The organism is Planktothrix rubescens CCAP 1459/22 (genome assembly GCA_904830895.1).
GTDB lineage: Bacteria > Cyanobacteriota > Cyanobacteriia > Cyanobacteriales > Microcoleaceae > Planktothrix > Planktothrix agardhii.
Genome location: LR882958.1, coordinates 3844382 through 3865814 on the forward strand (window position 1 = coordinate 3844382; position 21433 = coordinate 3865814).

Consider the following 21433-nt stretch of genomic DNA (forward strand, 5'->3'; position numbering starts at 1 on the left):
TGATGAACAACATTGAAGATATTTATTCTCTCTCTCCAATGCAACAAGGTATGCTCTTTCATACCCTTTATTCCCCAGAGTCTGAGGTTTATTTTGAGCAGCTAGTTTGTACTTTGAAAGGACAATTAAATCTTTCATTTTTTCAAGAGGCTTGGCAAAAAGTTGTGGCCAAATATCCTGTGTTAAGAAGTTCTTTTCATTGGGAAGAAATTGAAAAGCCTCTGCAAATGGTCAGTCAGAAAGTAGAATTACCTTGGATGGTTTATGACTGGAAACATTGGGATAATTTACAACAAAAAGAAGCGTTAGAGTCGTTTTTGAAAGGCGATCGCGTTTTAGGGATTGAACTTGATCAACCACCTTTAATGCGTTTTGCTTTAATACAGTTAGAAACCGACAGTTACCAATTTATTTGGAGTCATCATCATATTCTCTTTGATGGTTGGTCAATGCAGATCATTCTTCAAGAGGTTTTTGATTTATATGAAAGTTATAATCGAGGTGAATCTTTACAATTAAAATCCTGTCATCCCTATCGGGAATATATTAGTTGGTTACAGCAACAAGATAGTTCTCAAGCTCAGAAGTTTTGGCAACAAAGACTTAAGGGGATTGAAGCACCTACACCTCTGGTTGTTGATAAATTGATTGATAATAAACCCCAAGAAGAGGCTTATCAAGAAATACCTTTTAAGTTATCTTTTGAGATTACAAACCAATTACAATCATTGGCACAAAAACATCATTTAACCCTTAATAATTTAGTGCAAGGAGCTTGGGGTTTACTGCTTTCTCGTTATAGTGGAGAAAGGGATATTGTTTTTGGCGCAACGGTATCTGGTCGCCCTAGTGAATTGCAAAATATTGATAGAATGGTTGGGCTATTTATCAATACCTTACCAGTGCGATTACAAATTTCCGAGAAAGAGGAATTAATTCCTTGGTTAAAAGCATTACAAAGTCAGCAATTTGAACAAGAACCCTATACTTATTATTCCCTAGCTGATATTCAGAAAAATAGTGATATTCCGCCTAAAATGTCTTTATTTGAAAGTATTTTGGTATTTGAAAATTATCCCGTAGATTCCTCGAAAAATGCTCCGCAAAGAACCTTAGAAATTACCGATATTCGGTGTTTAGAAAGAACAAACTATCCTTTGACAGTTGTGATTATTCCTAATGTAGAATTATCAGGAAGAATTGTCTATGATACCCGTCGCTTTGAAGCGGAAACGATTGAGCGTATGATTGGACATTTGCAAACCTTATTAGCAGGAATGGCGAATCATCCAGAACTACGTCTTTCTGAATTTTCATTATTAACTAAAGCGGAAGAAGAACAATTAATATTGGCAGAAAATCAAAATGATTCCCTGATCAAAACTATTGACTATCAATGTATTCATCGGTTATTTGAGAAACAGGTAGAAAAGACTCCTAATGCGATCGCGATCGTTTATAAAGATGAACAATTAACCTATCAAGAATTAAACCAAAGAGCTAATCAATTAGCCCATTATTTACAATTTCTAGGTATAAAATTAGAGGATAAAATAGGGGTTTGCATTGAAAGATCACCTTTAATGGCGATCGCAATTTTAGGGATTCTTAAAGCAGGAGGAGCTTATTTTCCTTTAGATTCTGCTTATCCAGTTGAAAGATTAGCTTTCATGCTCGAAGATGTAAAATGCCCCATACTTTTAACTGAAACTCATTTATCTAATCAATTATCAGTTGATGATATTAAACAGGTCATTAATATCGAATCAGAATGGAAAAATATTAGTCAATATTCCTCTGACAATTTATTAACTCAAGTTACTCCTGATAACTTAGCTTATATTATTTACACGTCAGGTTCAACTGGAACCCCGAAAGGAACAGAAATTCCTCATCGTAGCTTCATCGGTTTTATGTTTGGGGTTAATTATATTAAGCTGGGGGCTGACAATATTTGGCTACAACATTCTTCAATTTCTTGGGATGCTTTAACTTTAGAATTGTGGACACCATTGCTTTATGGGGGGCGTTGTGTGCTTTATCCAGACAATATTACGACTCCTGAAAACTTGAGCAAAATTATCAAAGAAGAAGGGGTTAATATTCTCTGGCTGACTTGTGCTTTATTTAACCTAATTATTGATACAATGCCAGAAGCTTTATTAGAAGTTAAACAATTAATAATAGGAGGAGAATCTTTATCTGTTTCTCATGTTCGTCGTGCTTTAAATTTATTACCACAAACACAAATTATTAATGGTTATGGCCCTTCAGAATGTACTGTATTTACCGCTTGTTATGTGATTCCCAAACAACTCGATCAAAATGTCAATTCAATTCCCATTGGTAAACCGATTGGAGATAGAAGAGTTTACTTATTTGATCAGAATTTACAACGAGTTCCGATCGCGGTTCCTGGGGAAGTTTACATAGGCGGAAAAAGTGTTGCCAGGGGTTATTTGAATCAGCCAATATTAACTCACGAAAAGTTTATTGATAATCCTTTTGTTGATGGAGATACTCTTTATAAAACAGGAGATTTAGTGCGTCGTCTGAGCGATGAAAATCTAGAATTTTTAGGACGTATTGATAATCAGGTCAAAATTCGCGGTTTTCGCATTGAATTAGGGGAAATTGAGACGGTTTTAACTAATTATTCTGAAATAAGGGAAGCGATTGTTACAATACGAGAAGATCAACCTGGAGATAAATCTTTAGTTGCTTATATTGTTCCCCATAATCATCAATTAACTACTCGTGATCTCAGAAATTTTCTGAGTCAAAAGTTGCCTAATTATATGATTCCGAATGCTTTTGTCTTTTTAGACAAATTTCCTCTCACTCCTAATGGTAAAATTAATCGTCTTGGTTTACCTGCTCCCAATATTTCTCAGCAGAATTTAGGGATTGAATTTGTTGCTCCTCGGACTTCTACAGAACGGGAATTAGTAACAATTTGGACTGAGGTTCTACAGTTGACAAAAGTAGGAATATATGATAATTTTTTTGAATTAGGAGGTCATTCTTTACTAGCAACTCAACTGATTTCTCGATTAAAAGAAACCTTTGAAATTGAGTTTCCTTTCCGCTACTTATTTGAAAATCCTACCATTAGCCAACTAGCAGAGAAAGTTGTTAACCAACAGATTGAACTAGCAGAAGGTGATGAATTTGCGCAAATCTTAGGGGAGATTGACGAGTTATCTGAAGATGAAGTGGCACAACAATTATTTTTATGATTTTCAAGTCAAATAATGTTATAATGGTAGGTAGGAATGAGGAATACAAAATGTGACCACTAATGGTAATTCTACATAACTTCTAAAAGTCTTTCTTTTTTGCTTCTATTTTTTTAAAAACTAATCTTCCATAAATCCTATGAGTGATCTGCTAAAACGTTTAGAAAATCTTTCTCCTGAAAAACGAGAATTAGTGCTACAAAAGCTGAAGCAGCAGCAATCAAAAACAAGTAATAATCAAAAGAAACAAAAATTATCATTGATTCCTGTACCAAGAGAAGGAGATATTCCTCTATCTTTTGCTCAAACGAGACTCTGGTTTTTAGCTCAATTTGATCAAGAAAATTCTCCTTATCATGTGCCTATTTTTTGGCAAATTAAGGGAAGTCTTAATTTAAACGCCCTAGAGCAAGCGATCGCAGAAATTATTGACCGTCATGAAGTATTACGGACGACTTTTTCTGTGGTTAATGAGTCTCCTGTACAGGTTATTAATCCTCCTTATCAGTTAAGCATACCAGTAATTAATTTAGAGGGAGAGACAGAAAATATTAAATTAGAGAAGGCGCGACAATTAGCAACCGAAGAACTGCAAACCTCTTTTGACTTATCAATAAGTCCTTTATTACGGGTAAAATTACTCAAAATTAACCCTCAATTTCATATTTTATTGTTGGTTATTCATCACATTATTTTTGATGGTTGGTCGGTTGATCTATTCCGTCAAGAATTATCTACTCTTTATAGCTCTTTTTCCCTTAATAAACCTGCTTCTTTACCAAAATTAGCTCTTCAATACGCTGATTTTGCCCATTGGCAGCGACAATGGTTACAGGGAGAAATACTAGAAACCCAACTTAATTATTGGCGGCAACAGTTAAAAAATGCTCCCCCTCTCTTAGAATTCCCCATTGATAAACCTCGTCCCTCTCTACAAACCTATGAGGGTTCTAGTCAATCTATACATCTCAATCTGACTTTAACGCAGCAATTGAAGGGATTAAGTCAAACATCAGGAACAACTCTGTTTATGACCCTTCTAACTGCCTTTACCGTCCTACTTTATCGCTATAGTGAACAGGAAGATATTGTCATTGGAACGGCGATCGCTAATCGAAATCGTCAAGAATTAGAGCCATTAATGGGCTTTTTTGTTAACACTTTAGCTTTACGAACTAATTTGCAAGGTCATCTTACTTTTTTAGAATTATTGCAACAAGTTAAGGATAGAACTCTGGAATCCTATGATCATCAAGACTTACCCTTTGAGAAATTAATTGATGAATTACACATTGAGCGATCGCTGAGTAATCATCCCTTATTTCAAGTATTTTTTACCCTACAGAATGAAGCTAAAGAGACCTTAGAATTGCCAGAATTAACTATCAGTAATTTTGATTGGGAAAACAAAATAACGTTATTTGATTTAGGATTAATTTGTCGAGAAACTCCCCAAGGGTTAATCGCAGAATTAGAATATCGGACAGATTTATTTGCAGCCAAAACTATTCAAGGAATAGTAGAACATTTAGAAATTTTATTACATGGAATTGTTGATAATCCTCAACAGTCAATTAATACTTTACCTTTACTAACAGAATCTAATCAAAAACAACTAGAAATTTGGAATCAAACGGATAGTAACTATTTTCAAGATAAAACTTTAATTGATTTATTTGAAGAACAAGTAAATAAAACCCCTGACAAGACAGCATTGGTCTTTGAACAGACAAGTTTAACTTATCAAGAACTAAATCAAAAAGCTAATCAGTTGGCTCATTATTTACGAGAAAACTATCAGATTGAACCAGATAGCTTAATTGGCATTTGTACCGAACGTTCATTAGAGATGGTTATCGGTTTATTAGGTGTTTTAAAAGCGGGTGCTGCTTATGTTCCGATTGACTCCGATTATCCAGAAGATAGAATTAGATTTATTTTAGAAAATAGTAAAATTTCAGTCTTATTAACCCAGAGTTTTGTTCAAGATAAATTATCCCTATCTTACTTAAAATCTTTAAGTAAGTTTATTGATTTAGATCATTTTGATTATGACTTATTTCCTAACTATAATTTAACAGTTCAAAGTAAACCTAATCACCTAGCTTATGTGATTTATACTTCTGGTTCAACAGGACAACCTAAAGGGGTAATGATTGAACACCAATCAATTGTTAATCTTTGCTTAAATTGGGGCAAACTATTTCACGTTAATCCGCAAAGTCGTTTACTTCAATTTGGGTCTTTTAGTTTTGATTTATCTATTGGAGAAATTGCCACTAATCTTAGTCATGGTGCTTGTTTATATTTAGCAGGAAAAGAAACATTACTACCCACTCAAACCTTAGTAAACTTTCTGGAAACGAACCAAATCACCCATAGCTTTTTATCTCCTTCAGCCCTATCTGTTTTACCTCAAGCCAACTTATCCCATTTAGAAAATATAACGGTTGGAGGTGAAGCTTGTTCTTCTGAAGTCGTAGAAAAATGGGCAAATCAAAGACGTTTATTCAACTGCTATGGCCCTACAGAAACGACGGTAACAGCGACATTTTCTCCTTGTGAAGCAAATGGTCAAAAACCCAATATTGGTAAACCATTAGATAATATTCGCGCCTATATTTTAGATAGGAATCAGCAAATCTTACCACCAGGAATACCAGGAGAATTATGTATTGCAGGAGTCTGTTTAGCGAGGGGTTATTTGAATCGTCCAGACTTAACGGCTGAGAAATTTGTTGAAGTTAACCTATTAGGAAAAACTGAACGAATTTATAAAACAGGGGATTTAGCAAAATGTGGAGATGATGGAAATCTGGAATTTTTGGGACGTATTGACCAGCAAGTAAAACTGCGAGGATTTCGCATTGAATTAGGGGAAATTGAAGCAGTTTTGTTGGAGCATCCTGTTGTTAAAGAAGCTGTTGTTAACCTATATGAAACAGAAAATAATCAGCAATTAGTGGCTTATATTATCCCGCAAGAAAAACAGCGTGATGTTAGGGATGAACTGAAAAGCTTACTGAAAAGCCGTTTGCCAAATTACATGATTCCAAGTCAGATTATGATCTTGGAAACTCTTCCCCTAACCCCTAATGGAAAATTAGATAAAAAAGCCCTACCGATCCCTGATTTAAAAATATTTACCGATGGCGAAATGCCTGTTACTCCCACAGAAGAGTTATTAGCCAATCTATGGCAAGACCTCTTGAAAATCAAGTCTGTAGGTCGTCGGGATAATTTCTTTGAATTGGGGGGACATTCTCTATTAGCTACCCAATTAGTCACCCGTATTCGTAACAGTTTTGGGGTCGAATTAGCCGTTCGGAAAGTATTTGAACATCCCCAATTATCAGAATTAGCAACAGAAATTAGTCAAGTATCATCAGCAGTTAGTTTACCTCCCATTATTCCCCAAGCCAAAAACGCCCCAAAAACCCTCTCTTTTGCTCAATCAAGACTTTGGTTTTTAGCCCAACTTGAAGGGTTAGGAATATCGGCAATTTATAATATGCCTATGGCATTACAACTTCAAGGAAATCTAAATCTAGAAGCGTTGAAGTTAAGCTTTTTCTATTTAATTGAACGTCATTCAATTTTACGCACTTATTTTCCCTCCATCGCTGGAAAACCTCAAGTTATCATTCAAAATTCTGAAGAAATAGAAGTTTTAGCTATTGAAAATTTACAAAATCTTGATTCTCAAACGCAAAAAGAAACCCTACAAGAATTGGTCAATAATCACGCACAAGAACCTTTTAACTTAAATACTGGCCCTCTGTTTAAAGCCAAATTATTACAATTAGGGGAAAGGGATTTTGTCCTCTTAATTAATATGCACCACATCATCAGTGATGGTTGGTCAATGGGAGTATTTAAGCGAGAATGGCAACAACTTTATCGTGCCTTAGTTAAAGGTCAAACTCCTCAATGGGAACCTTTACCGATTGACTATACTGATTATGCAGCTTGGCAACAAAATTGGCTACAAGGAGATGTTTTAGAAACCCAATTAAACTATTGGAAAAATCAACTCAACCATGCACCCGCTTTATTAGAACTCCCCACAGACTATTCTCGTCCGCCACAGCAGAGTTATAAAGGGGTTCTCTATGAATGTGAGTTGACGGCAGAATTAACCCATAAACTTAAACATTTAAGCCAAAAACAGGGCGTTACCCTTTTTATGACTGCCTTAGCTGCTTTTAGTGTTTTACTGTCCCGATACAGTGGTCAAAGTGATTTGTGTATTGGTTCCCCTATTGCTAACCGCACCCATAGTCAAACTGAAGATTTGATGGGCTTTTTTGTCAATACCTTGGTATTAAGAAATAAGATTAATTTTGATAACAGTTTCATAGATTTATTGCAACAAACTCGACAAATTTGTTTAGATGCCTATGCTCATCAGGATATCCCATTTGAGTATTTAGTCGAACAATTACAACCAGAAAGAAGTCTCAGTTATAACCCCTTATTTCAGGTTATGTTAGTATTGCAAAATACCGCAGAAGTAGGTACTAAAATTAGTTTACCAGAACTTGAGATTAAATGGTTTGAACAGAATTATCCCTTTGCTAAGTTTGATTTGAAATTAGATTTATCAGAGTATGATAATAAGCTTCATTGTGTTTGGGAATATGCTACAGATTTATTTGCAGGGGAAACCATTCAAAGGATGGCACAACATTGGGAAATTTTGCTAGAAGCAATTGTTGATTCTCCTCAACAACCTATTTATGAATTACCGTTCATTACAACAACAGAAATCGAACAATTTAAAATTTGGAATCAAACCGATATTGATTATCCAAAAGATCAAACTTTGGTCACTTTGTTTGAATATCAAGCAACAAAAACCCCTGACAATATTGCAGTTATATTTAAAGAACAAAGCCTAACTTATCAGCAACTCAACGAAAAAGCTAATCAACTAGCCAATTATTTATCAGATTTTAAAAAACAACATCAATTACCAAATAATTCGTTAATAGGAATTTGTGTTGAGCGATCGCCTGACATGATCATCAGCTTATTAGCTATTCTGAAAACAGGTAGTGCCTACGTTCCCATTGATCCTAATTATCCCCGCGATCGCATTCAGTTTATACTTGAAGATAGTCAAGTACACCTATTAATAACAACTGATTTATTTCAAGAAAAGTTATCAATAAAACAACAAAATAATTCTTGTGTTGTCATCTCATTAGATCAGAAAAAATGGCAAAATCAATTAATTAATAATCCTCCTCGTCAAAGTAATCCCCATGATTTAGCTTATATCATTTATACCTCTGGTTCCACAGGTAAACCCAAAGGGGTTGCTATTGCCCATTATAGTCCCGCCGTGCTGCTCAAATGGGCGCATTCCGTCTTCAGTGCAGAACAACTTTCAGGGGTCTTAGCATCAACCTCAATTTGTTTCGATCTTTCCATCTTTGAAATGTTTGTTTCCCTAACTCAAGGGGGTAGTATTATTATCGTTAAAAATGCCCTTGATACTGAACAAATTCGTAACAGCATTGTGCCTATTACCTTAATTAATACCGTACCAAGTGCTGCGGCTGAATTGCTTAATATGAATGCTATTCCAGCAACAGTTCAAGTGATAAATTTAGCAGGTGAACCATTAAAAAATAGCTTAGTACAAGCTTTATATAAACAGACATCTGCCAAATTGATTTATAATCTTTATGGCCCATCGGAAGACACGACTTATTCTACCTTTACAAAAGTGTTCAGAAATGCTCAACAAGAACCAACTATCGGTAAAGCGATCGCGAATACCCGCATCTATATTTTGGACAGTTATAATCAACCTGTTGCTCCTGGTATTCCTGGAGAACTTTGTATTGCAGGTTCAGGTTTAGCTCAAGGTTATTGGAATCATCCCGATCTTAGCGCGGAAAAATTCATTAATCTTAATCTATTTAATCAAACTGAGCGAATTTATAAAACGGGGGATCTTGCTCGTTGGCTATTAGATGGTAATTTACAATACTTAGGTCGCATTGATCATCAAGTCAAAATTAGAGGTTTTCGCATTGAATTAGGAGAAATTGAAGCATCTTTAGTCAAACATCCCGACATCAAGGAAGCTGTTGTTATTGCACGAAAAAATACAGATTTTGATGCCAATTTAGTGGCTTATATTGTTCTCTCTAAAAAAGACTCAGAAACTGAATATTTACAAGGAGAACAGGTGGAAATGTGGCAGGAAGTTTTCAATAAAGCTTACTTTCAACCCCAGACTCCTGAAAATGATTTTACCCTTAATTTAGCAGGGTGGAATGATAGCTATACAGGAGAACCTATTCCTCAAAATTTGATGGAAGAATGGCGAGACAAAACTGTTGAACAAATTCTAGAATTAGCACCTAAACGAGTTTGGGAAATTGGCTGTGGAACAGGGATGTTATTATTTAAAATTGCGCCCCATTGTCAAACCTTTATCGGGACGGATTTTTCAACCAAAGCTTTACAGTATGTTCAGGAAAATTTAACATCACAAAATCTTGAGAAAAAGGTTACATTAAAACAGAGTCCAGCAAACCAATTTGAGGGAATTGTCCCCCAAAGTTATGACTTAGTTATTCTCAATTCTGTGATTCAATATTTCCCCTCAGTTGATTACTTATTGGCTGTTTTAGATGGGGTAATCAACTCTATAGAGACAGGGGGTAAAATCTTAATTGGGGATGTGAGAAACTTTAAACTTCTAGAGGCTTTCCATACAGCCGTTGAATTCTATCGTGCGGATGATGACCTATCCATTAAAGAATTACGTCAACGAATTAGAAACAGTCTGAGAACAGAAGAAGAATTACTGATTGATCCAAATCTCTTTATTTACTTAAAACAAAAATATCCTCGTATTAGTCAAGTCCAAATTGAATTAAAACGGGGTTATAATCAGACAGAAATGAATCGTTTTCGTTACGATGTTGTTCTATATTTAGATCAACCTCAAACATTAGTTACACAATGGCAATGGTTAGACTGGCAAGTTGAAAAACTCAATCTAAAAACGATCCAAAATATTTTAAACACTCAAGAGCCTGATTTGTTAGGGATTGAAAATATTCCCAATATTCGTCTGATTTCAGAAATGGTATTATTGGAAAAAATTCCTGAGTTTGAGGGAACTATTAAACAATTAAAAGCTATTTTAAGCCAGATGGAAATTGGTATCAACCCTGAAGCATTACGAACCTTAACGGAGGACTTACCCTATACTCCATTTGTTCAATATAGCGATCGCGAATTTTCCACTTATCAAGTTATTTTTCAACGCAATACAACCTATCCTTTTAGTCAGCCTCGTTTTGCTTCTAAAAATAGCTTAGATCCCCTAAACTGGAAAAATTATGCTAACCAACCTTTAACCCTAGACACTAATCATGTTGATCCCGCTTTGATTGCCCAGTTCCGAGAGTTTTTAGGGCAAACCCTCCCTGATTATATGATTCCCAGTCATTTTGTTCAACTGGAGAAATTACCCTTAACGCCCAATGGAAAAATAGATCGTAAAGTCCTTCCTGATCCGAATACACCTATCTTATTAACTGACATTGAATTACCTGAAAACCCTACAGAAGAATTACTGGCGGGTTTATGGGCTAAACTACTTAAATATGAGGTAATTTCTCGACAAGATAATTTCTTTAATTTGGGAGGGCATTCACTTTTAGCTACCCAATTAATTGCCCGTATTCGTGATCAATTAAAAGTAGAATTACCTTTAAGTAAAGTATTTGAATATCCCATTCTTAAGGAATTAGCGAACTATCTTGATACCTGTTTATGGGTTAATGCTTCAGAAGATTCTCAACCTTTAGATTTAAATGAAGAGGAAATTGAATTATGAGTAATGATCAACAAATTATCGCATTAATGAGTCAGTTGCGGGATCTGGGATGTCGCATCTCTGCTGATGGAGACAAGTTACGTCTTCGGAAAACAAAAAATGATATTCCTGCTGAATTAATCCAACAAATAAAAATTAATAAAACAGAAATTTTAGCTTTTTTAAATACAGCTAAAGACCAAGCTGTTACATCTCAAAAAGATATTCCTAAATTACCTACAAATGCCTTAAAACAGCTTTCTTTTGCTCAACAAAGGCTTTGGTTTTTAGGGAAAATGGAACCCTCTAATGCCTCATATAATATGTCCATGGGTTTACAATTAGAGGGAAAGCTTGATGTTAATGCTCTTTCTGAGAGTTTAGCCTATGTCATCAATCGCCATGAAAGTTTGCGGATGTATTTTCCGACTATGGAAGGACAGCCCCAAATTCGGATTAAAAAGATAGAAAATTTCAATGTTTTGAGCATACAAGATTTAAGCAATCTTGATCAACTCACTCAGTCTGTAACGGTTGAAACATTAATTAATAATAATGTTCAAGAACCGTTTAATCTCAACACTGGCCCTTTATTTAAAGCTAAATTACTACAATTAAAAGACAACCAATTTATTTTGCTGCTAAATATGCACCATATCAGCAGTGATGGCTGGTCAATGGGTATCTTTATTCGTGAATTACGCCATGCTTATCTTGCCTTTTCCCAAGGACAAAAACCAACCCTTGAACCCTTACCAATTCAATATAGTGACTTTGCAACTTGGCAGCGAAATTGGTTACAAGGAGAGGTATTAGAAACTCAGATTAACTATTGGAAAAAACAACTAAAAGACGCACCACAACGATTAGAATTACCCGCAGATCATCCTCGTCCCCCAATACAAAGTTACAAAGGATCTCATTATAGCCAGACCTTAACCCCTGAATTAACTCAGCAATTAAACAGCCTCAGTCAACAACAAGGGGTAAGTCTATATATGCTTTTATTGGCGGTTTTTAACCTTTTACTCTCTCGTTATAGCCGCCAAAATGACATCTGTATTGGTTCACCCATTGCCAATCGTCCCCATCGTCAAACTGAAGGATTAATCGGCTTTTTTGCCAATACTTTAGTGCTGCGAAATCAAATTAAATCGGAACAAAGTTTTCAAGAATTTTTACAGCAAACTCGTCAAACTTGTTTAGAAGCTTATCATTATCAGGATATTCCTTTTGAGTTTCTTGTTGAACAATTAAAGCCTGTTCGTAGTCTGAGCTATAATCCTATTTTTCAAGTAATGTTTACTGTAGAAAATAATGACAGTGAAGCTCTCAATTTGCCAGGATTAAAGATTGAATGGCTAGACTCAAGTTATCCCTTTGCTAAGTTTGATTTATCCCTTTTAGCTTTAGAATCTGATGGTCAATTAAATTGTACCTGGGAATATGCAACCGATCTATTTGAAACAATAACCATTCAACGAATGGCAGAACATTGGGAAGTTTTGTTACAACAAATTGTTACTAACCCACAGCAAAAAATTTCTAACCTATCTTGGCTAACAAAAGCTGACCAAAAACAATTAGAACTTTGGAATCAAACGAATAGGAATTATCCTCAAGATAAAACCTTAGTGGATTTATTTGAAGAACAAGTCAAAAGCTATCCTAATAATATAGCCCTAGTCTTTGAAGAACAAAGTTTAACTTATCAAGAACTTAACGAAAAAGCTAACCAATTAGCTCATTTCTTGCATCAAAATTATCAAATTAAACCTGATACCTTAATTGGAATTTGTGTTGAACGTTCTTTAGACATGGCGATCGCATTATTGGGAGTTCTTAAAGCAGGTGCTGCTTATGTTCCAGTTGATCCGAGTTATCCAGAAGAGCGAATTAAATATATATTAGAAAATAGTAAAATTTCGTTATTATTAACCCAAAGTTTTATCAATGATAAATTATCTGGGTTTTTCTCGGAGCTTTCTGCTCAGTTGATTAATTTAGATCGGCTTAATTTTGAGTCATTTCCCTGCCATAATTTAGCACTTCAAACTAAGCCTAATGACCTGGTTTATGTGATTTATACTTCTGGTTCTACAGGTAAACCCAAAGGGGTGATGGTTGAACATAAAGGGTTGTATAACTTAGCTCTGACTGAAATTGAAACTTTTGGTGTGCATCCCTCAAGTCGAGTGCTTCAGTTTGCTTCCTTTAGTTTTGATGCTTTTATCTGGGAAGTTTTTATGGCTTGGGGAGGGGGAGCAACGCTTTATTTGGGAAATAAAGACAATTTAATGCCTGGTTTACCCTTAGTTGAGCGATTACGGGATGATGCTATTACCCATATTACTTTACCGCCATCAGCCTTAGCAGTGCTACCCTGGGAAAATCTACCCTCTTTGCAAACTATTATTGTTGCGGGGGAAGCCTGTTCCCCTGAGTTGGTGAAAAAATGGTCACAAGGACGAAATTTCTTTAATGGTTATGGCCCAACGGAGGGAAGTGTTTGTGCAACGATCGCCAAATATACATCTTTTGATGAGAAAATAACCATTGGTCGTCCGATTCCCAATGTGCAGGTTTATATTTTAGACTCTCACTTACAACCAGTTCCTATCGGAGTACCAGGGGAATTACATATCGGAGGAGCAGGATTAGCCAGGGGTTATCTGGATCGTCCAGACTTAACGGCTGAGAAATTTATTGAAGTTAACCTATTAGGAAAAATCGAACGAATTTACAAAACGGGAGACTTAGCTAAATGGCAAAATGATGGCAATATTGAATTTTTAGGACGCATTGATCATCAAATCAAATTGCGGGGATTTCGTATTGAATTAGGGGAAATTGAAGCAGTATTGTTAAAGCATCCTGTTGTTAAAGAAGTTATTGTCAATTTACATAAAACTGAAAATAATCAGCAATTAGTGGCCTATGTCACAGGAGAACCAATTGATGATCTTTCTCAAAAATTAAAACAACACATCAAAACTCATTTACCTGATTATATGATTCCTAGCCAAATTATCAGGTTAGATGAATTTCCCTTAACCCCCAATGGCAAAATTGATCGTCAAGCTTTACCCCATCCTAATCATGAATCCCAAAGTCTATATGAAGCTCCTCGTAACAACATTGAACAACAATTAATCGAAATTTGGTCTTTAATAGTTGAATGTGAAAAAATCAGCATTCATGATAACTTTTTTGATTTAGGCGGCCATTCAATACTAGCGATTAAGCTCCTAAATGAGATTCAAAAAAACTTTAACCAGGAACTGTCTTTAACCAGTTTGTTTCAGAATCCCACCATTGCTCAATTGGCACAACAACTGTCTCAATTTGAGGTACAACCGTCCATTTCTGACTTATTAGTATTGCAAGCTTCGGGACAAAAAACACCAATATTTTGTGTCGCTGGTGCTAATGGACACGCCTTCTATTTTCGAGATTTTGCCATGAATTTTGCCGATGAACATCCTGTTTATGGACTAGAAACACCAGGCAGGGACGGTTCTCATCCTCTCCCTATTTCGGTAGAAGATCATGCCAGTTCCCTGATTGAAACCTTGCAACAAAAACAACCGAAAGGGCCTTATATCTTAACAGGATATTCATCAGGTTGTTCTGTTACTTTAGAAATGGCTTTCCAACTAGAACAACAAGGAGAAACAATCAGTTTATTGGGAATATTTGATGCGGGACTGGTGGCTAATCCTGATTATATTACCCAAAGAAGCGACCTAGATTGGATCTGGAATATGATTGAACGGATTGAAGCTGTTAAAGAGATTTCTTTGGGTCTTAACTATGAGCAATTAGCAGCCCAATCTGATGATCAAAAACGTTGGGAGCTTGCGGCGGAGGCTTTATATTATCACAATGTTTTACCAGAACATTCTACCCTATCTTTGCTCAAAACCAATCTTGAGGTGATGAAACGAGTTACTCTTAATTATGCGGATTACCAACCCAATTTTGTGATTTCTGCCCCTATTGTTTTATTTCGCGCCCAAGATGTCAAAGAAATTGTGGTGCAAGAACATCAAGCCATGTCCCATTATGAGCAATCCGATTGGGGATGGCAACCTTATAGTAACAAACCTGTGCAAGTGGTTTCCGTACAAGGAAATCATGGACAAATGCTCTATGAACCCAATGTCAAAATTCTGGCTGATCAACTTAAAAAATCCATACAAGAATATTTTAATCAACCTGAAACCTAAAGCAAAGTTTTGCTTACTGATCTGTAATTTAATCAACTAACCTATTGGAAAAATTTATTTACTTAATTTATAACTATGCAATCACAACATACTCCTAAAGAATCGCAAAAAAACTCTGATTCAAATCTTAATTTTCTGGAATTTTGGAATAAGCTGAAGTTAGTTCTTGGAGCCTATTGGTATCCAATGGAAGCAGATGGTAGAGTTTTTTCTGAGGTTATTAAATCCTGGGGAATGTTAATACTTTTACTATCATTAATCATCGGTTTAGTGGCTGTTAGTGCCTTCAATAGTTTTGTTTTGCGTCAATTGGTTAATGTAATTGATGAGAAAAATTTATCTGGGTTTACGAACAATCTTTCTATTTTGATTGTTAGCTTTGTGTTGATCACTCTCTTGACGGGACTTTCTAAGTTTGTGAGAGAGAAAATGGCCATTGACTGGTATGAATGGCTGAATAATTATATGTTGCAGAAATATTTTAGCAATCGTGCCTATTATAAGATTAACTTTGACTCAAATATTGATAATCCTGATCAACGTCTAACCCAAGAAATTAAACCCATCGCCAAAACAACCCTCAGTTTTTTTGCAACTTGTGTCGAGAAAATCTTGGAAATGATAGTTTTTTTCGTGATTCTCTGGCAGATTTCTAAAACCATTGGAGTGGTTTTGATTATTTATACCACTATCGGTAATTTGATTGCCTTTTATTTAAGCCAAGAATTTAATAAGATTAACCAAGAAGAACTTGAAGTTGAAGCCAATTATAATTATGCTGTTACCCATGTTCGTAATCATGCTGAATCTATTGCTTTTTTTCAGGGAGAAGATCAAGAATTTAATATTCTTAAAAAACGATTTAGTTCTTTGATTCAAACTGCTTTGCAAAAGATTAATTGGGAAAGAAGTAAGAATTTTTTTGACCGAGGCTATCAGTCAATTATTAACGTTTTTCCCTTTTTACTCGTCGCCCCTTTATATATTAGAGATGAAATTGATTTTGGACAGGTAAATCAGGCTAGTTTAGCCGCCAATCTTTTTGCCACAGCTTTGGGTACATTGATCACTGAATTTGCAACTTCAGGAAGACTTTCTAGTTATATTGAGCGTTTGGTGAATTTTTCAGAAACCTTAGAAACAATTACCCAACAAGCTGAGGGTGTAAGTACCATTAAAAGTATTGAAGAAAACCGTCTCGCTTTTGAGGATGTTACCTTACAAACTCCTAATTATGAAAAAGTAATCGTTGAAAATTTAACAATTGAGTTAGCACCAGAACAGGGTTTATTAATTGTTGGACCGAGTGGACGGGGCAAAAGTTCTCTTTTAAGAGCGATCGCTAGTTTATGGAATTCAGGCACTGGACGTTTAATACGACCACCAGGAAAAGAAATCCTATTTCTACCCCAGCGTCCATATATCATTCTCGGAACATTACGCGAACAATTACTTTATCCGAATGTGGATCGTCAAGTGAGCGATCAAGAACTCAGTGAAGTTCTACAACAAGTGAATCTTCAAGATGTGCTTACCAGGGTCGGAGGCTTTGATCAAGAAGTCCCTTGGGAAAATATATTATCACTAGGGGAACAACAACGTTTGGCTTTTGCCCGAATATTAGTGACCCGTCCTCATTTTGTTATCTTAGATGAATCAACTAGTGCTTTGGATTTGATCAATGAAAAGAATTTATATCAACAGTTAAAAGAAACAAAAACAACCTTTATTAGTGTGGGACATCGGGAAAGTCTTTTTGATTACCACCAATGGGTTTTGGAACTCTCACCCGATTCTGGTTGGCAACTGTTAACCGTACAGGATTATCAGCGGCAAAAATCTAAAGAAATTATCAATATTCCCCTTGACAATGCTCAAATCACCATAGACAATCTTTCTAGTAATGAATCCCCGACTCAGCCCATACCTGAAATAGCGGTATTAACTGACAAATTTGAGGGATTTTCCCATAAAGAAATGGAGGTCTTGACCAACTACTCAATAGGCACTATCAGAAGTAAAGCCAGCCTTGGTAAGTCTATTACTGGCAATGACGGCTTTACCTATCGCTATAACAAAGATTCCCGGGTCTCGAAGTGGCTAAGGGTTTAGCGGTAAATCAAAATATAATTTGCATCAAAATTCAGGACAGATAAAAAATGACAATAGCCCTCGTAAACGAACAAAATTTAGTCAAACAAGTAGTTCAAGATATTCAGCAAAATGAAATTACTATTGCTGCCAAAAAATTGCGTCAACAGGCTGAAAATTCTTGTGAACTTCCCCACGAATGGCTACTAAAAACAGCAGAGGCTTTAGAAAATAACGACTGGAGTATTTTGGCGGAAGATTTTATCAATATGGATTTTATTGGTAAAAATGGTTATTTCTTAATTATTGCCCCTTATAAAATTAATCGACAATGCCAAGGTCAGGTAACTTTAAGTGCGATTTCTGGAAAAATACACGATAATTCTCAACCCTCTATTGAACAATTAGAAAATCTCAGTCGGGAAAAATTTGGCACTTTAGGTCAACCTGTTCCTAGAAACCTTTCCTTTACCGAAATTGCCAGTTGCGGTCATCTTAGTGGGGAAAAAGGTGAAGCCTTCATTGTTCCCAATGGCTGGCCTTTTCCTAATAGTATTGAGGGCCCAGCATTAAACAATTCCAGTGAACAGCGACGACGTTTTTTAGGTTTCAGCCACCAATGTATCCAAACAATTTTTGAACCGGAAACTGCTAATTTATTATTAGCCCCCTTAGAAGATGAAATCAATAGTGAACGCTATCGCCACGTTGACACTCAAGTACATGAAGCCGGCCATGCAAGCGGTTTAGGATTTGATTTCAAGGCAAACCAGAACCTTTTTCAAAATTATACATACGCGGGTGTAGAAGAATGGCGATCGGATAGTCTCGGATTTGAGTTTGCTGCTTGCACTTTACCTGCTGAAGAAGCTGGGAAATTGGTAGCAGTTAATTTCTGCATTCGCTTTGGTTTAGATGCTCACCGTTTAGGCGGCGTAGAAAAAGATACGGATGTTCATGCTAGTTTGATTAGCTTAGAATATCTTTTTCAAAATGATGCCATTTATATTACTAAAAATGGTCAATTAGCTTTGCGTAATTTGAGTTATCCCGGTTTACTACAAGCGGTGGAACTTCATCGAGCGCAAGCATTATCTATTACCCGCAGGGAGTTAAATCTGAAAAGTCCTACAGGTATTTTCTCGCTGTACAAAATAGACATTCACCCATCAACTTTGTCAGTTTTTCAAGGACTAATTATAGAACGTTGTCAAGGAATATGGAGACATTTGCAGTAGCATACTGATCATATAATTGTGGAGTGGCAAAAAGCCTTACAGATAAATCAATCAAAGATCAAAACTGGAGATTAAAAATGGATAGAAACGAATGGATTAGTAAATTTGATGGTTTAATTCTCAATCCTTCGATTCGGAAATTCTACGGTCAAAAAGAGTTTTTTAATGTGGGTTATTGGCGCTCAGATACCCAAAATCAACAGGAATCTTGTTTTAATTTAATGGAAAAACTTTTAGAATTTATTCCCGAAAAGCAGGGAAATATTCTCGATGTTGGCTCCGGTTTGGGCGCAACAACCAGTTACCTCCTCAATTATTATTCCTCGGCAGCAATTGTGGGAATTAATATTTCCCCTACACAAATTGAAAGAAGTATTTTGAACGCTCCTGACTGCAAATTCCTGTTAATGGATGCGGTTAATATGGAATTTGAGGATAATTTTTTTGATAATATTATTTGTGTAGAATCAGCTTTCTATTTTGATACCAGAGAAAAGTTTCTAAAAGAGGCTTGGCGGGTGTTGAAACCGGGGGGAAATTTAGTTCTCTCGGATATGAGTTTTGCCACGACAGAATATTTAGGTGATTGGACTGTTCCCCAAGCTAATACGGTTAAAGATATTGCCGAATATCAAAATATTTACCAACAGTTGGGATTTCAACAGTTACAATTCGTGGAGGCGACGGAGGAATGTTGGTTCCGACATTTTCGACATCTAAAATCTTGGCTGGGAGAAGAATTTCAATCAGAAAAGATGGACGAAGAAACCTATAATGCTAATGTTAATGCTATAGATAATTTATTAAGTTCTTCAGCAATAACTTATTTATTGGTAGCAGCAAAGAAACCATTTGGAGTTAGTCAAGTTAAATAATTTATAACTTATCCGGTGTCAATAATTACCAGTTTTTTAGGATATGCAAACTCAAGTTCCCCCTGACAAAACTATCACCAATCCCCTTTCATCTTTGACTCGATTTTTGCAAGATGTTAAAATTATTGCTCAACCTTACTGGTATCCCACAGAGTTAAATGGACGGGCATTTTCCGATGTGATTTGTTCCTGGGGAATGTTGGCTCTAATGGTTTTAAGCATAATTTTGCTAGTGAGTGTCGATGCTTTTGCCAGCTTCTGGAATCGCCATGTCCTAGATATTGTGATTGAACAAAGAGACCTTTCTAAGTATCTTGAGACTCTCTGGCTGTCTAGCTTTTTGATTGTGCTGATCACCTGTTTAGTCGCCCTGGCTCAATTTGTTAGGAAAAAAGTTGCTCTTGATTGGTATAAGTGGCTAAGTAATAACACCTTAAAACAATATTTGAGCGATCGCGCCTATTATAAAATTGGTTTTACATCGGGTTTAGAAAATCCTGACCAACGTTTATCCCAAGAAATTGAACCGATTACCACCATAACCTTGAGGTTTTTAACAACCTTATTAGAAAAGAGTCTGCAAATGATCACTTTTCTGGTTATTCTTTGGACAATTTCCCAAGAGATTACTATTTATCTAGTTATCTATACCATTTCTGGTAACTTTATTGCGGTGTATTTAACCCAAGAGTTAAATAAGATTAATCGAGCGGAACTTAACTCTAAGGCTGAATATAATTATGCCCTAACCCATGTCCGAGATCATGCGGAATCCATTGCTTTTTTTCGAGGGGAGGAACAGGAAGAAAAAATCATCGAACGCAGATTTAATAATATTATCAAAAATGCTGAACAAAGAATTAATTGGGAGAGATTTCAGGATCTTTTTAATCGTGGCTATCAGTCTGCGATTAGTGTTTTTTCGATGTTTATTCTGACACCAATGTTCATTCAAGATAAAATTGATTTTGGAGAAATTAGTCAAGCCAGTTTATGCTGTTTTCTCTTTTCTAATGCCTTGGGACAACTGGTAAGTGAGTGGGGAACTTCAGCAAAATTATCTAATTATATTGAGCGTTTAGCCTCCTTTTCTGATGGCTTAAAAACAGTGAGCCTAGAACCAAAAAACCTCGGTAGGATTACAACAGTAGAAGACAACCGTTTAGCTTTTGAGAATTTTACTCTACAAACCCCAGATTATGAGAAAGTAATTGTTGAAAATTTATCCCTATCAGTTCCATCGGGAAAAGGTTTATTAATTGTTGGCCCTAGTGGTCGCGGTAAAAGTTCTTTGCTACGAGCGATCGCAGGTTTATGGAATGCAGGAACCGGGCGTTTAGTGCGTCCTGCCCTCGAAGAAATGTTATTTTTACCCCAACGTCCTTATATTATTTTGGGCACTCTGCGTGACCAACTCCTTTATCCCCATACCACTGATCAAATTGCTGATCAAGAACTGGAAAAAATCCTAGAAAAAGTCAACCTTCAACATTTATTAACTCAAACTAATGTTTTTGATAAACAAGTAAATTGGGAAAATATTTTATCATTAGGAGAACAACAGCGACTAGCCTTTGCCCGAATGTTAGTTGCCCGTCCCAGTTTCGCCATATTAGATGAAGCCACCAGTGCTTTAGATTTAATTAATGAAGAAAGTTTGTATCAACAATTACAGCAAACCCAGACAACTTTTATCAGTGTAGGACATCGTGAAAGTCTATTTAATTATCATCAATGGGTACTAGAACTTGCAGAAAATTCTCGTTGGCAACTTTTGACCGTTGAGGACTACCAACAGCAAAAATTCGGGGCGATCAATTTTCTTAAAAAATCTTAAACTTCCAGATAATAAGTCTCAATAGGTTGTAATATTTTATCGTAGGGGTTGGGTTTCCCAACCCTCTTTGCGCCTGGG

Annotated in this window: 7 protein-coding genes; all 7 read left to right on the forward strand. The window is 35.9% G+C overall.

What is annotated here, in order from left to right; genetic code table 11:
- The first annotated feature begins 2 nt into the window (after positions 1-2).
- The 7 genes from NMG86_RS17820 to NMG86_RS17850 all read left to right on the forward strand — a co-directional run bounded on the left by NMG86_RS17820 (position 3) and on the right by NMG86_RS17850 (position 21355).
- Positions 3-3239, forward strand: coding sequence for a non-ribosomal peptide synthetase (locus tag NMG86_RS17820; RefSeq protein WP_026798232.1), 3237 nt, complete (start codon positions 3-5; stop codon positions 3237-3239).
- A 139-nt stretch (positions 3240-3378) separates the two neighbouring features.
- Positions 3379-11106, forward strand: coding sequence for a non-ribosomal peptide synthetase (locus tag NMG86_RS17825; RefSeq protein ID WP_026798233.1), 7728 nt, complete (start codon positions 3379-3381; stop codon positions 11104-11106).
- Positions 11103-15314, forward strand: coding sequence for a non-ribosomal peptide synthetase (locus tag NMG86_RS17830; protein ID WP_026798234.1), 4212 nt, complete (start codon positions 11103-11105; stop codon positions 15312-15314). Before NMG86_RS17825 ends, NMG86_RS17830 begins: the two co-directional genes overlap by 4 nt.
- 75 nt (positions 15315-15389) lie before the next feature.
- On the forward strand, positions 15390-17426 hold the full coding sequence (locus NMG86_RS17835; protein ID WP_026798235.1) for an ABC transporter ATP-binding protein/permease: 2037 nt from the start codon (positions 15390-15392) through the stop codon (positions 17424-17426).
- A 47-nt stretch (positions 17427-17473) separates the two neighbouring features.
- Positions 17474-18643, forward strand: a complete 1170-nt coding sequence (locus NMG86_RS17840; RefSeq protein WP_026798236.1) for a DUF6014 family protein — start codon at positions 17474-17476, stop codon at positions 18641-18643.
- Between the two features lie 77 nt (positions 18644-18720).
- Complete coding sequence (locus tag NMG86_RS17845) at positions 18721-19518, forward strand: class I SAM-dependent methyltransferase (RefSeq protein ID WP_026798237.1); 798 nt, start codon at positions 18721-18723, stop codon at positions 19516-19518.
- Positions 19519-19561: 43 nt separating this feature from the next.
- Positions 19562-21355 (forward strand): ABC transporter ATP-binding protein/permease, encoded by a 1794-nt coding sequence (locus tag NMG86_RS17850; RefSeq protein ID WP_026798238.1) that lies wholly within the window; start codon positions 19562-19564, stop codon positions 21353-21355.
- Positions 21356-21433: the final 78 nt, after the last annotated feature.